The sequence below is a fragment of the Cellvibrio sp. PSBB023 genome (assembly GCF_002007605.1).
Classification (GTDB): domain Bacteria; phylum Pseudomonadota; class Gammaproteobacteria; order Pseudomonadales; family Cellvibrionaceae; genus Cellvibrio.
Genome location: NZ_CP019799.1, coordinates 1,495,908 through 1,508,603 on the forward strand (window position 1 = coordinate 1,495,908; position 12,696 = coordinate 1,508,603).

The following is a 12,696-nucleotide window of genomic DNA, read 5'->3' on the forward strand; positions in this document are numbered from 1 at the left end:
TGACAGGGAACCGACACCAGTAAGAGCAGTCTATTTAGCACTTTTGTGGCGCTGTCGCGCGAGTTTGTAACGCCTTCAGCAATGAATAACCCTTAATGACAACTCAAGGTCTTCAACTCCAATGCAGGCATATCAACAAATACAGTCTCTGAACACCTGGCTTAACGATCAAATTATTGGACAGGAGCATTTGACCCAGCGCCTACTGATTGCGCTGCTTGCCGATGGCCACTTGCTCGTTGAAGGCGCGCCCGGCCTTGCCAAAACCAAGGCGATTAAAACCTTGTCGCAGGCGATTGAAGGTAATTTTCACCGCATTCAGTTCACCCCGGACTTATTGCCGTCCGATGTTACGGGTACGGATATTTACCGTCCCGAGCAACACCGTTTTGAATTCCAGCCCGGCCCCATTTTCCACAACCTGGTACTGGCCGATGAGATCAACCGCGCGCCCGCCAAGGTGCAATCCGCCTTGCTGGAAGCCATGGCTGAACGTCAGGTGAGCGTGGGCAGTAAAACCTACCCGCTACCGGGCCTGTTTATGGTGATGGCGACCCAAAACCCCATCGAGCAAGAGGGTACCTATCCCCTGCCGGAAGCCCAGCTTGACCGTTTCCTGTTACACGTTGTGGTGGATTACCCGAGCATTGATGCTGAGCGCCGCATCCTGCAATTAGCACGCAATGAAGCCGCGGCAGTCAGCAGTGAACAACCCGCTGTGATCTCCCAGTCCACGATTGAAGCAGCGCGCAAGGAAATCCTGGCAATTCATATGGCCGAGAGCGTTGAGGACTATATCGTCCACCTGATTAATGCCACGCGCCGCCCAACACAATATTCCGCCGATTTGGCCGAGCTGATCGAATACGGTGCCAGCCCACGGGCTACTATCGCGCTGGATCGCTGCGCACGAGCTCACGCCTGGCTGGAGGGTCGTGATTTTGTCAGCCCCGACGACGTGCAGGCCGTCGCACACGATGTTTTGCGTCATCGCCTGATTTTGAGTTTTGAAGCCGAAGCAACCGGAACCACACCTGATCAAGCGATTGATCAATTACTCGCCGCCGTTCCCCTGAGCTAGGCCGATTGTTATGAGTGATAAGCAGGATTTGAATCCACGGGGCGCGTATACCGAATTGGCGTCCTTATTGCGCTGCCGTTTTTCCGCGCAGGATCTGAAACTCTTCGCACACCGACCGGCGCGCAGTTTATTGTCCGGCGGTGAACGCACACGGTTTCGCGGCCGCGGGATGGATTTTGAGGAAGTGCGCTTGTATCAACCGGGTGATGATATTCGCTCGATTGATTGGCGTGTCACCGCGCGCACCCAGGTCGCCCATACCAAAATCTTTCGCGAAGAGCGTGAACGCCCGGTGTTTATGGTGGTGGATCAGCGCTCGCCATTATTTTTTGGCAGCACGCGCTGTTTTAAATCCGTACTCGCCGCACATATTGCCGCCCTGCTCGGCTGGGCCGCGTTGGCCAATGGCGACCGCTTGGGAGCACTGGTCTTTGGCGATTATGATCAACGCGATGTGCGCCCACGTCGCAGCAAACACGCGGTACTGGAACTGCTGCATCAATTGCAGGACTACAATCACCGCCTAAGCTCGCCGATTACGCCAGCACCTGCCGCACTGCCCTCAGGCCAATTACCGGTCGCCAACTCATTCAGTGAAATACTCGCGGATGCACGTCGCATCGCCAAACCCGGTTGCGCTCTGTTTATCATCAGCGATTTTCACGATATGGATGAGAGCGCAGAGCAACAATTGTTTGAATTGGCTCGCCATACCGATATCACCCTGATTCATATTTACGATCATTTAGAGCGCGAGCTGATCAGCAATACCGCACTGACCATCAGTAATGGCCGTGAACGCATGCAATTAGCCGCTAATGAAAAAGCCTTTCAACAAGCCTACAAAAATCAATTTGACCGGCAGTTGGCACTGCTCACCACAGTATGCAAACGCCTGCGTATTCCACTGCTGAGTTATGCCACGCAAGACGATATTCAAGATGGTTTGCGCAAAGCATTCGGACGCAAAAAATAAATTCACTGAAAAGAATCCATAGTCATCTATGCAACCACCACCTATGCAATCAACACCCTCTCCACTGGATCAACTAGCCGACATTCATTTGCCCGGCAACGTCAGTTGGTGGCCACTCGCGCCCGGCTGGTGGACATTACTCGCGTTACTCATCATTGCTATTGCTTGTGTGTTCCTGTGGCGTCGGCACCAGCGACAACAATATTACCGCGTCATAGCACAACAGGAACTCGCCGCCATTTATGCGCGCTATCAACAATCACAAGATGCAGCTGCCTACTTACATGCACTCAGTGTATTGTTGCGCCGCACGGCATTGACGGCTTACCCACAACGCTTTAATGCCAGTATAAAAGGCACAGAATGGTTGAATTGGCTGGATGCAGTATGCCCTGGCAGTAACGCAAAATTCTCCAGCGCCATTGGCGAAAGTTTATTAAACAGTGCTTATCAAAAAAATCCGCAAGTCGATGCAGCCGGCTTGTATCAACTCAGTGAGCAATGGATAAAACTGCATCGCAATCATCGCCAAAAAGTTCCTGCACCCAAACCTGCCCCCCAAAAAGCTGCCGCTGTGTCGGAGGCCAACCATGTTTGAAATGCAATGGCCCTGGTTACTGCTCCTTGCACCGCTGCCGCTGGCAATGGTGTTTATTCCCGCCAAAAAACGGGTTGAAGCAGCATTACGCGTCCCCTTTTATCAACACGCCAGCCAACTGGATCAACACAGCAAACTGGGCATTAATAAACGCCCGGCAAAATTGATTGCACTCTGGTTAATGTGGCTCGCCTGTGTATTCGCCGCGACCAATCCCCAATGGGTTGGCGAACCCACCAGTATGCCGTCCAGCGGGCGCGATTTATTAATGGCAGTGGACATTTCCGGCAGTATGGAGCAAACCGACATGGCGATTGCCGGTCGCCGTGTTACGCGATTAATGGCGGTGAAAAAAGTCATTGGCGATTTTGTGGTGCGCCGCAACAGCGACCGCATGGGATTAATTTTGTTCGGGGCACAAGCTTACCTGCAAGCGCCGCTCACTTATGATCGCAAAACCGTTAATCAATTATTACAGGAAGCCCAAATAGGTTTTGCTGGCCGCGAGACAGCTATTGGTGATGCCATTGGCCTTGCGGTAAAACGCTTGCGCGATCGCCCTGCCGCAAGCCGTGTATTGGTGCTCTTGACCGATGGCGCCAACACCTCTGGCCAATTATCGCCCGACAAAGCCACAGAGCTGGCACAGCAAGCGAATATTAAAATTTACACCATTGCATTTGGCGCAGACTCCATGGAGGTGCCCGGCATTTTTGGTTCGCGCACCGTTAATCCATCGCGAGACCTCGATGAACCAACTATGATGAATATCGCCGAAAAAACCGGTGGCAAATATTTTCGCGCCCGCAACCTGGAAGAATTGGACAATATCCACCGCGAACTGGATCGCCTTGAACCGATTGAAATGGAAACCGAAACCTTTCGCCCAGTACAAACCTTATTTTATTGGCCGCTCGCTATCGCATTTTTGATTAGCCTGCTACTTGCCAGCCTGCATATTTGGCAAGGGCGTGCAGCACGAGTGGAGCAAGCATCATGATGACCATTGAATCTCTTTTTTCACAGTTTCATTTTTTACGTCCGGCTTGGTTGCTGGCACTGGCTCCTGTGATCGTCATTGCATTGTTACTCTGGTATCAAAAACACACCGCAAAACAATGGCAGCAAATGGTAGCGCCTGAGCTGTTGCAATATTTGCTGGACGGCCAAACCACTCGTATCAAGCCGTGGCAACTTTTGGTTTTATTATTTGCGTGGATTGTGAGTTGCATTGCACTCGCTGGCCCCAGTTGGGAAAAACGTCCGGTCGCTGTAGAGCAAAATCAACAGGCGCTAGTGATGATACTGGATCTATCGCCCTCCATGATGAGCGAAGATTTAAAACCGTCACGCTTGGTGCGCGCACGGCTGAAAATTGCTGATATGCTGCGTCAACGCAAAGATGGTCAAACCGCGCTATTGGTCTACGCCGGTGATGTTCATGTCGTGACACCACTGACTGACGACACAGAAACGATCAACAATATTATTCCCGCGCTGCATCCCGGCATTATGCCCGCACAAGGCAGCAATACCGAAGCCGCTGTCAGCCGCGCCCTGCAATTATTAAAAAACGCTGCCATCACCCAAGGTGACTTGTTATTGATCACCGATGGTGTGGATGAAGATGCCCAATACAACCTGCGCGAAATCATGAAGCGCGAACCGCAATACCGCTTATCCATTCTCGGTGTAGGTGGTGATGCCCCTACCCCGATTCCCAGCAGCAAAGGCGGATTCGTACGCGACAACGCACGCAATATAGTCACTACAAAACTTAACAGCGGTGAACTGCAACAATTAGCCCAGGATACTCGCGGCCGCTATCGCACACTGGCCAATACCAGCAGCGATATTGATTACTTACTCAACCTGCCCGCACCCGCCAAAGAAGAGACGCAACGTGTCGAACGCGAATTCGACAGTTGGTATGACCGCGGCCACTGGTTGGTACTGCTGCTGCTTCCCATCGTGCTTTACAGTTTCCGTCGCGGTGTATTCCTGAGCTTTTTATTATTGCCCTTGATTGGTTTAACACCCAGCAAAAGCTATGCGTTAAGTTGGGATGAGCTATGGAAAAACAACAACCAACAAGCCTACGAAAAATTGCAGCAAGATAATGCCGCCGAAGCCGCACAGGATTTTACGGACCCGCAATGGAAAGCCAGTGCCCAATATAAAGCAGGCGATTATGCGGCGGCGGCCAAAGGTTTTGCCGACATGAATACCGACACCGGCCACTACAACCGAGGCAATGCACTGGCCAAAGCGAATCAGTTAGCAGAGGCACTTAAGGCTTATGATCAGGCGCTGAAATTGAACCCGGCGATGGACGATGCTAAAAAAAATCGCCAGTTGGTAAAAGAAGCCTTAAAGCAGCAACAAAATCAGGATCAGCAAGACGAACAACAAGACAACAAAGATCAGCGGGACAAAGACAATAAGGATCAACAGCAGGACCAACAAAAGAACCAGCAAAACGATCAACAACAAGATCAAAATGACCAGCAACAGGATGCTAATAACCAGCAGAATCAGGATCAAAATCAGTCTGATCAGCAGCAAGATCAACAATCCTATGCGGATCAAGACGAACAGCAAGACAAGGCAGAGCAGGATCAAGAGCAATCAGACAAGGATAAATCTGATGAAGAAAAAGCCGCTGAAGCAGCACAGCGTGAACAAGAGGAACAGCAAGCGGCTCAAGAGCAGCAAACCGCTGAGCCTACAGAGGATAATTTAACGGATGAAGAGCGTCAGGCCATGGAGCAGTGGCTGCGCCGCGTACCCGATGATCCGGGCGGTTTATTGCGCAACAAATTCAATTACGAATACTACAAACGCAATCAGGACATTATGAATGGCGATTGGGCTCCTCCTGAAAACGGGGCAGAAAATCGTTGGTAGGCAAATAATTTGGCCTACAAAAATGTAATGAAAAAAGTGAATCGCTCGCTAGCGTAACGGAACAGGAATGATGAAAGAATCTGACTTTAGTATTAAAAAATGTGCCCGCCAGTTGCTCGGTTTTGTGTTGATGGTAACCGGGCTCAATGTCTACGCTGGCACCCTGACGGCCAGCGTAGACCGTGACACTCTGGGGCTGGAAGAAACCTTCACACTGGTATTGCGCTACGACGAACAAATTAATGCTTCGCCCGATTATGAGTTGCTGCAAAAAGATTTTGATATTCTCAACACCCAAAGCGGCACCCAGATGAGTATTATCAACGGCAACATGGAAGCCTCAACCGAGTGGAAAATTGCTCTCGCCCCAAAACGTATCGGCACACTGCTTATTCCCTCATTTACTATTGATGGCGCCATTAGCGATGCAATTCCCATCACTGTAGAAGGCAAAAGTCGCACACCAAAAAGCAGTGACAGTCAGGTCACGGTAGAGATTGAAACCAGTAAAGACAGCGCTTATGTACAGGAACAAATTATTGTCACCCTGCGGCTATACACTACAGTTGGACTCAGCGGAATTGATTTGCAACCACTCAAAGTGAAAGATGCACTGGTTATCCAGTTGGATGAAAAACAATATCAAACCAAAATCAATGGCCGCCCCGGCGCTGTTGTAGAAACCCGTTATGCACTCTTTCCCCAACAGAGCGGCGAGCTGCTTATTCCCGCTGTGCTGTACCAAGTATCACTCGACTCAGGCCAACGGGATTTGTGGGACAGATTTTATGGCAACAGCCAGAGCAACCTTCTGCGGTTACGCACGGAAGAACAACGCTTAACTATTAACCCTGCCCCCGCGACCAGTAACCAGAATTGGTTACCAGCCAATAAAGTCGACCTGATTGAACACTGGAGTGCAAGTATTGACTCGCTCAAAGTGGGCGAACCTATCACCCGCACCATTACAATCAAAGCTGACGGTTTAACCGCTGGGCAGATTTCTCCACTACAACTACCAACAGTTGATGGACTGACGTTTTATAGCGATCAAGCACAAACTGATGATCAAAAAACAACGCAAGGCATTATTGGTTCGCGCATAGAAACCATTGCCATAGTGCCCACCAAAGCCGGACGTTTTACGCTACCGGAAACAGCAGTATCCTGGTGGGATACCAACAAACAAACCCTGCAAACAGCAACACTGCCTGCGGTCACACTGAATGTGGGCAGTGGAGCCATGTCACCCGATAATATGGCACCCTCGACAAGCGCAAGCGCGGAAGAAGAGGAACAAAGCACCAGTGTTCCACTGAATACAGATTTAAATAGCATTGCCCCTCAAGAAACAACCGTCAGCGCACGCACACCTGTTTGGCTTTATGTATCCAACCTGTTAACGCTCTTGGCAACCGTGTTTTTTGCCTGGCGCTATTGGCAAGCAAAAAGGGATTTAACACAGGGGCACAATAAAAAACACCAACAACAGGTGGCAGAAAATGAATCTGAAGCGGCTGCATGGTCGCAACTGAAACGTGCAATGGCCGATAAAAACCTGCCGCAGCTCCGCAAAGCTATTGTGAGCTGGAGCCAGATTTACTGGGGCGATGCAACGCTGACTGGCCTGCAAGCCATTGCACAACGTGCAGAGTCACCTGCACTCGCAGAGGCATTCCAACAATTGGATACTGCTATTTTCAGTAATGCTTCTAACACAATGGACAGCGAAAACCTGTTGCAATTGCTGGCTAATTTGCGACGTCGTAAATTCAAAACAACAGCCAGTGGGGAACCACTACAACCACTGTACAAATCCTAAAAGCAAAATGGCGAACCCAGGTTCGCCATTTTGCTTTTAGGAACGATCATATTCGAGGCGATCAACCTGCCGATCAAATTGATTTAATACATGCTCAATACAACGTGTTGCCAATGTAAAATAATCCGCCGCTTGAATACTGGGGCGATCCACCACCAGTTGGGTTTCAATGCAATGCAATAAATGGTGTATTTCAGTGCGCGACTGCTCCGGCCAGGTTGTATCGATACTGGAGGCAATTTTGTTACGAAGATGATTCAACTGAATTCGCAACACACTTGAACACTCACCCTTTGCCGCTACGCCAGTTCCCAGCGCACGAGCCTGACCAATATATTCCGCAATCGACAATAGATAGCGCCAATCCGTATCCATCGCATCACCGGTGATTTTGGTTAAATGGTGCACGTCAGCAACATCGTCAATCAAATACAGCAAGTTGGCAATCAACACATTATGTTGTTTGAAATTTTTATCAGCATCGCCCTGCAGATACAACACACTCAAGCGCGACCAATGATCAACCAAACTGGACCATTTTACGTTATTGCGTATCCACTCCCCGGCGGCGGCCACATCTCCCATGGTGTATTTAATTTTTTGCTCAAGGGTTTCAATATCCTGTTTTGCTGCGCTATTGCCATTAATAAACCCTGTGGTTAACCCACGATGCTGCTGGATATAGGTCAACAAACTGCGCAGAATTTTTATATAGCCAATTCCCTGTACAAATAATTTACTTGCTTGCCGTCGTCTGCGCTGCAAGGAAACAATCAGCAACACGACGAAACCTACGGGCACGACCAATAGAATTATTGTAAGCGCTAGAGGAGTTTGCATTATTTTACTCCGCTTGATGGGTCAATTTATGTAAGTGATCAGCAATCTCGGCAGCCTGGCCTGCACGAAAACTATTTTGATTCGCCAGGTCAGCAACGGTTTCTATGTGTGTTGAAATTTCACGGGCGGCAATACTTTGTTGCTCTGCAGCAATCGTTATTTCATCTATCAGGCCAAAAACCACATCAGTCGTGGTTAAGATGGAGGTTAAAGAAGAATCAGCGCTGGCTACTTGCTGCAATGAGTTATCGGTTTTTTCAACCACACTTTTCATGCTGACCAATACTTGCTGCATGGTGTGTTGTACACGTGCAATATTGGTGGCAATTTCTGCGGCCGAACCATGACTGCGTGTCGCCAGTGCACGCACCTCATCGGCAACCACAGCAAAGCCGCGCCCCTGTTCACCCGCACGCGCCGCTTCGATGGCCGCATTCAACGCCAGCAAATTGGTCTGTCCGGCAATATCGCTAATGATCTTGGACATGGATGTCACATCATGCATCAGTGCATCCAACTGGCTTACCCGCGTTTCGGTTTCACGCGCAAGGCTCGCCACATCATTCACCTCGCGACTCGCACTGGCCAGTGCCGAACCGCCCTGCTTGCTTAAATCGCAGGCGGTAGTAGCAGCAGTACGTGCAGCACCAATACGGTTACTGATGTCATCGATACTATGGCTAATTTCGGTAATAGCGGCAGCACTGGACGTAGTCGCACTGGATTGATAGGCAGCGCTTTTGGAAACTTCTTTGGCATTAATGGCCAGCTCTAACGATGAGTGTCCCATTTCTTTAACCGCATCCTTGTACTCTGCATTGCGCCGTTGGCGCGATTTAAAAACATCGATAAACGTATCGTGCAACCCTTGCAAAGGACCACTTACTAACTGATTCCAATCCACCGGTTGTTCGCGATCAACGGCAGACAAATAATGCTTAATCCCTGCCATATCTTTATTCACCCCACCCACAATACCCAATATCAACACCACAATGAGCAACAGAGGGACTAACAACCACACACTTGCATTTTCCAAAACAATTGCACCAGCGACCAAAAGCACATTACACAATATTGCCGTGAGCAAAACCCAGGATTTCACTGAGGCAACTGCCTGCCCCAAAAACCGCACCATCGCATTACCTCCACAAATCTTACAGACAGAATCAATCACCACGCCCGACACTAGCACTGCCCGCATTTAGTGCAGATAATTTTTTAACATTACTCAGTTCACAGCACTCGCCGCCCCCATAAAGGGCAACATAAGCCTGACTTGCACCAATAAGAGAAAATCACACTACCCAAGCCTCACCACACACGCCTTATTTCAAAACCACACTGGATATTCTTCAACATTCATGCCAGATATAAGGCAAAAAAAATGGCCGCCGATTAAGGCGACCATTTTCAGAAAACGTATGAGAAATACGAAATAGAAAAGTATTTTTTATAACATTAGGCCAAACTTTTACTCACCACCTCAAACACATCTTTGGAGAGCTGAGGCTCAGCCATAATGCGCTCCAGCTCGGCTTTCATCAGGGCCTGCTGTTGCGAATTATATTTCTTCCATTTGGTTAATGGCGTTAACAAGCGCGAAGCAATTTGTGGATTTTGGCGATTTAATTGAATAATTTGATCCGCCAGGAATTGATAACCCGCACCCGCGTTTGCGTGGAAATTAATGGCATTCGAGTTACAAAAACTGGCAATGAGTGCACGGATTTTATTCGGATTTTTTCCATCAAACCCTGGGTGCTCCAGCAAGGCTTTTACCTTAGCCAAGGTATTCGGCAAGGAACAGCTGGCCTGCACCATCAACCATTGGTTAACCACCAATGATTCATGCTGCCAGCGCTGATAAAAATCAGCCAGGGCATTTTCTGCCAAGCTTTGACCGAGCGCTGACTCACTGTTCACTAACTGGGTTAGTGCCGCCATCACATCTGTCATGTTATTGCTGGTGCGATATTGTTGCTCACAGGCGCGAGTCAAGGTTTCATCGTTCAATAGGATTAAATAAGCCAACGCCACATTTTTTAAACTGCGTGAGGCTATGGCATCCGCTGTTACACGGTATGCTTGCTGATGATCATAAGCGTTGTAGATACGCACAAACTCATCGCGCAAGGCATGAGCCAGTGCTTTACGCACAGCTAACCGGCTGTAGTGTATTGCCTCAACATCTACCACCTCAGCCAATTCACTGAGGTAGGCTTCTGATGGCAAGCTGAGCATATAAGCGACCATCGCCTGATCAAGACTTTCATCTTGTAGCACACTGCGATAAGCCTCAATTAAATCAGCATCCAAAGTCCAACCGGACAAGTCACCACCCTGTTGGTAGTGCTGCATGGCGGCATAAATTGCAGCCAGCCCCAATTGCTGGCTCGCTTCCCAACGATTAAAACCATCGCTATCGCGGCTCATTAATAACACCAGATCAGCGCGGCTATAGTGGCAATGCAATTTTACCGGCGCTGAAAAACCACGCAGCAAACTGGGCACCGGTTTTTCTTGTACACGCTGGAATACAAAGCTTTGCTCAGCCTGGGTAAGTTCAAGCACCTTGTAGGTGTTGTCGTTGGTTTCAAAATCCGGTTCGGCATCTTTCAGATACAGAGGCAAGTCACCTGCACTGCCCAGTAACCCCATAGCAACCGGAATATGAAATGGCAATTTATGTTGACACTCCGGTGTTGCGGGGCACGACTGTTTAAACGTCAGGCGATATTCCTGCGCATCTTCATCATAGTGATCAGTAACCTCCAGGCGCGGTGTTCCCGCTTGCGAATACCAACGTTTGAATTGAGTCAAATCGCGACCCGATGCATCAGCCAAGGCAGCCACAAAGTCTTCGGTGGTAACAGCTTGTCCATCGTGGCGATCAAAATACAAATCAGTACCTTTGCGGAAATTGTCTTTACCCAGCAAAGTCGCCAGCATGCGAATAATTTCCGCACCTTTTTCATAAACGGTCATGGTGTAGAAATTGGAAATTTCGATATAGGATTCAGGGCGAATCGGGTGCGCCATAGGGCCCGCATCTTCCGCGAACTGCAAAGTACGCAGCAGCGTAACGCCCTCTACCCGTTTTACCGTGCGAGAGCCCATATCTGCAGAAAATTCCGCATCGCGATAAACCGTAAAGCCTTCTTTTAAGCTCAACTGGAACCAATCGCGACAAGTCACACGATTACCGCTCCAATTGTGGAAATATTCGTGGGCAACCACACCTTCTACGCGTTGGAATCCGGCATCGGTAGTGGTTTCCGGTTTGGCCAGTACACAGGATGTATTAAAAATGTTCAGGCCTTTGTTTTCCATGGCGCCCATATTGAAATCATCAACAGCGACTATCATAAAAATATTCAAATCGTATTCGCGACCATAGACTTCTTCATCCCATCGCATGGAATTTTTTAGCGAGGTCATGGCATGGTCGCATTTATCCAGGTCTTTCGGCTCCACAAAAATCTTTAATGCAACTTCACGACCAGAACAGGTGGTAAAACTGTCTTCGATGTGCGCCAAGTCGCCAGCTACCAGTGCAAATAAATATGCGGGCTTTTTAAAGGGATCGTGCCAGATTGCGTAGTGGCGATTGTTATCCAGCTCGCCCTGTTCCAACAAATTCCCATTGGAAAGCAATACCGGGTATTTTTTATCTGCAACTACGGTGGTGGTAAATTCGCTCATCACATCAGGGCGATCAAGGTAATAGGTAATCTTGCGAAAGCCCTCCGCCTCACACTGGGTACAATACATAGTGCGCGAGCGATACAAGCCCTCAAGCGAGGTGTTCGCTTCGGGTTTTATTTTAGTAATAGTGAGTAACTTGAAAGCCTCCGGGGTGTTGAATAAGGTCAGGCTTTCTTCACCAAATTCATAATCCGTAGGCGTCAGGACTTTATCATCCAAGGAAATGGAAATTAATTCCAAATCAGCTCCATGCAACCGGAGTTGGGTTGCCGCAGTTGTTGCCGCCGGGTTGCGATAAAGATCCAACATGGCGCTGACAATCGTTTCACCGTCATAAATCTCAAAACGCAAGTCAGTGGTTTTAATCAAGTAATCAGGTACTTGATAATCTTTGAGATAAATCGTTTTTGGTTGATGATTCTGTTCGGGCAGCGATTGTTCAACAGCAGTCATAGTCAATTCCTGAATCGCAAAAAATGAAGGGGCTTATTCAACCCATTTAATCGGTTTGTCAGTTTGGGCATGATCATGGTCATGCTCGTCATCACCACAAAATGTGTGTGGTTCCGGCGGGATATACCCGGTGTGCTGATCCGGCGGTAAATGTTTGTGTTCATAGGCAATAACTGCCTGCATGCATAATTGACGTTGCTCCGCAGACAGGCGATTACCGTCGGGCCATTTACCCAGCTCTACAGCACGTTTTAAATTTTGATAAATTTCCGGCGTAAGGCTGGACAATAGTTGTTGTAAATCCATAGCAA

General features: G+C 48.9%; 10 protein-coding genes. 6 read left to right on the forward strand and 4 right to left on the reverse strand.

Annotated elements, in window-relative coordinates; translation table 11 throughout:
* Window positions 1-121: 121 nt before the first annotated feature.
* The 6 genes from B0D95_RS06680 (at window position 122) to B0D95_RS06705 (ending at window position 7,384) form a co-directional block, all read left to right on the forward strand.
* Window positions 122-1,081, forward strand: coding sequence for a MoxR family ATPase (locus B0D95_RS06680; protein WP_078043174.1), 960 nt, complete (start codon window positions 122-124; stop codon window positions 1,079-1,081).
* Between the two features lie 10 nt (window positions 1,082-1,091).
* Entirely contained in the window at window positions 1,092-2,057 is a 966-nt protein-coding gene (locus B0D95_RS06685; protein ID WP_078043175.1) for a DUF58 domain-containing protein, read from the forward strand.
* 43 nt (window positions 2,058-2,100) lie between these two features.
* On the forward strand, window positions 2,101-2,655 hold the full coding sequence (locus B0D95_RS06690; RefSeq protein ID WP_168172413.1) for a DUF4381 domain-containing protein: 555 nt from the start codon (window positions 2,101-2,103) through the stop codon (window positions 2,653-2,655).
* Entirely contained in the window at window positions 2,648-3,655 is a 1,008-nt protein-coding gene (locus B0D95_RS06695; RefSeq protein ID WP_078043177.1) for a VWA domain-containing protein, read from the forward strand. The genes B0D95_RS06690 and B0D95_RS06695 overlap by 8 nt, the downstream gene beginning before the upstream one ends.
* Entirely contained in the window at window positions 3,652-5,562 is a 1,911-nt protein-coding gene (locus B0D95_RS06700; RefSeq protein WP_246841745.1) for a VWA domain-containing protein, read from the forward strand. The genes B0D95_RS06695 and B0D95_RS06700 overlap by 4 nt, the downstream gene beginning before the upstream one ends.
* A gap of 67 nt (window positions 5,563-5,629) precedes the next feature.
* Entirely contained in the window at window positions 5,630-7,384 is a 1,755-nt protein-coding gene (locus B0D95_RS06705; RefSeq protein WP_078043178.1) for a BatD family protein, read from the forward strand.
* A 36-nt stretch (window positions 7,385-7,420) separates the two neighbouring features.
* Here B0D95_RS06705 and B0D95_RS06710 read toward each other — a convergent pair whose 3' ends face one another.
* The 4 genes from B0D95_RS06710 to B0D95_RS06725 form a co-directional block, all read right to left on the reverse strand.
* A complete protein-coding gene (locus B0D95_RS06710; RefSeq protein WP_078043179.1) occupies window positions 7,421-8,224 on the reverse strand; it encodes a nitrate- and nitrite sensing domain-containing protein in 804 nt (267 codons plus the stop codon).
* A gap of 4 nt (window positions 8,225-8,228) precedes the next feature.
* The gene (locus B0D95_RS06715) at window positions 8,229-9,329 is read right to left on the reverse strand and encodes a methyl-accepting chemotaxis protein (protein ID WP_168172414.1); all 1,101 of its coding nucleotides are present in this window, start codon (window positions 9,327-9,329) and stop codon (window positions 8,229-8,231) included.
* A 356-nt stretch (window positions 9,330-9,685) separates the two neighbouring features.
* The gene (gene pepN / locus B0D95_RS06720; protein WP_078043181.1) at window positions 9,686-12,385 is read right to left on the reverse strand and encodes an aminopeptidase N; all 2,700 of its coding nucleotides are present in this window, start codon (window positions 12,383-12,385) and stop codon (window positions 9,686-9,688) included.
* A 33-nt stretch (window positions 12,386-12,418) separates the two neighbouring features.
* Window positions 12,419-12,691 (reverse strand): YeaC family protein, encoded by a 273-nt coding sequence (locus B0D95_RS06725; RefSeq protein ID WP_078043182.1) that lies wholly within the window; start codon window positions 12,689-12,691, stop codon window positions 12,419-12,421.
* Window positions 12,692-12,696 lie beyond the last annotated feature (5 nt).

Excerpts from the sequence above, each read along its gene's own strand:
- B0D95_RS06680 (WP_078043174.1), top strand. The coding sequence starts at position 122 with ATGCAGGCATATCAACAAATACAGTCTCTGAACACCTGGCTTAACGAT.
- B0D95_RS06685 (WP_078043175.1), top strand. The coding sequence starts at position 1,092 with ATGAGTGATAAGCAGGATTTGAATCCACGGGGCGCGTATACCGAATTG.
- B0D95_RS06690 (WP_168172413.1), top strand. The coding sequence starts at position 2,101 with ATGCAATCAACACCCTCTCCACTGGATCAACTAGCCGACATTCATTTG.
- B0D95_RS06695 (WP_078043177.1), top strand. The coding sequence starts at position 2,648 with ATGTTTGAAATGCAATGGCCCTGGTTACTGCTCCTTGCACCGCTGCCG.
- B0D95_RS06700 (WP_246841745.1), top strand. The coding sequence starts at position 3,652 with ATGATGACCATTGAATCTCTTTTTTCACAGTTTCATTTTTTACGTCCG.
- B0D95_RS06705 (WP_078043178.1), top strand. The coding sequence starts at position 5,630 with ATGATGAAAGAATCTGACTTTAGTATTAAAAAATGTGCCCGCCAGTTG.
- B0D95_RS06710 (WP_078043179.1), bottom strand. The coding sequence starts at position 8,224 with ATGCAAACTCCTCTAGCGCTTACAATAATTCTATTGGTCGTGCCCGTA.
- pepN (WP_078043181.1), bottom strand. The coding sequence starts at position 12,385 with ATGACTGCTGTTGAACAATCGCTGCCCGAACAGAATCATCAACCAAAA.
- B0D95_RS06725 (WP_078043182.1), bottom strand. The coding sequence starts at position 12,691 with ATGGATTTACAACAACTATTGTCCAGCCTTACGCCGGAAATTTATCAA.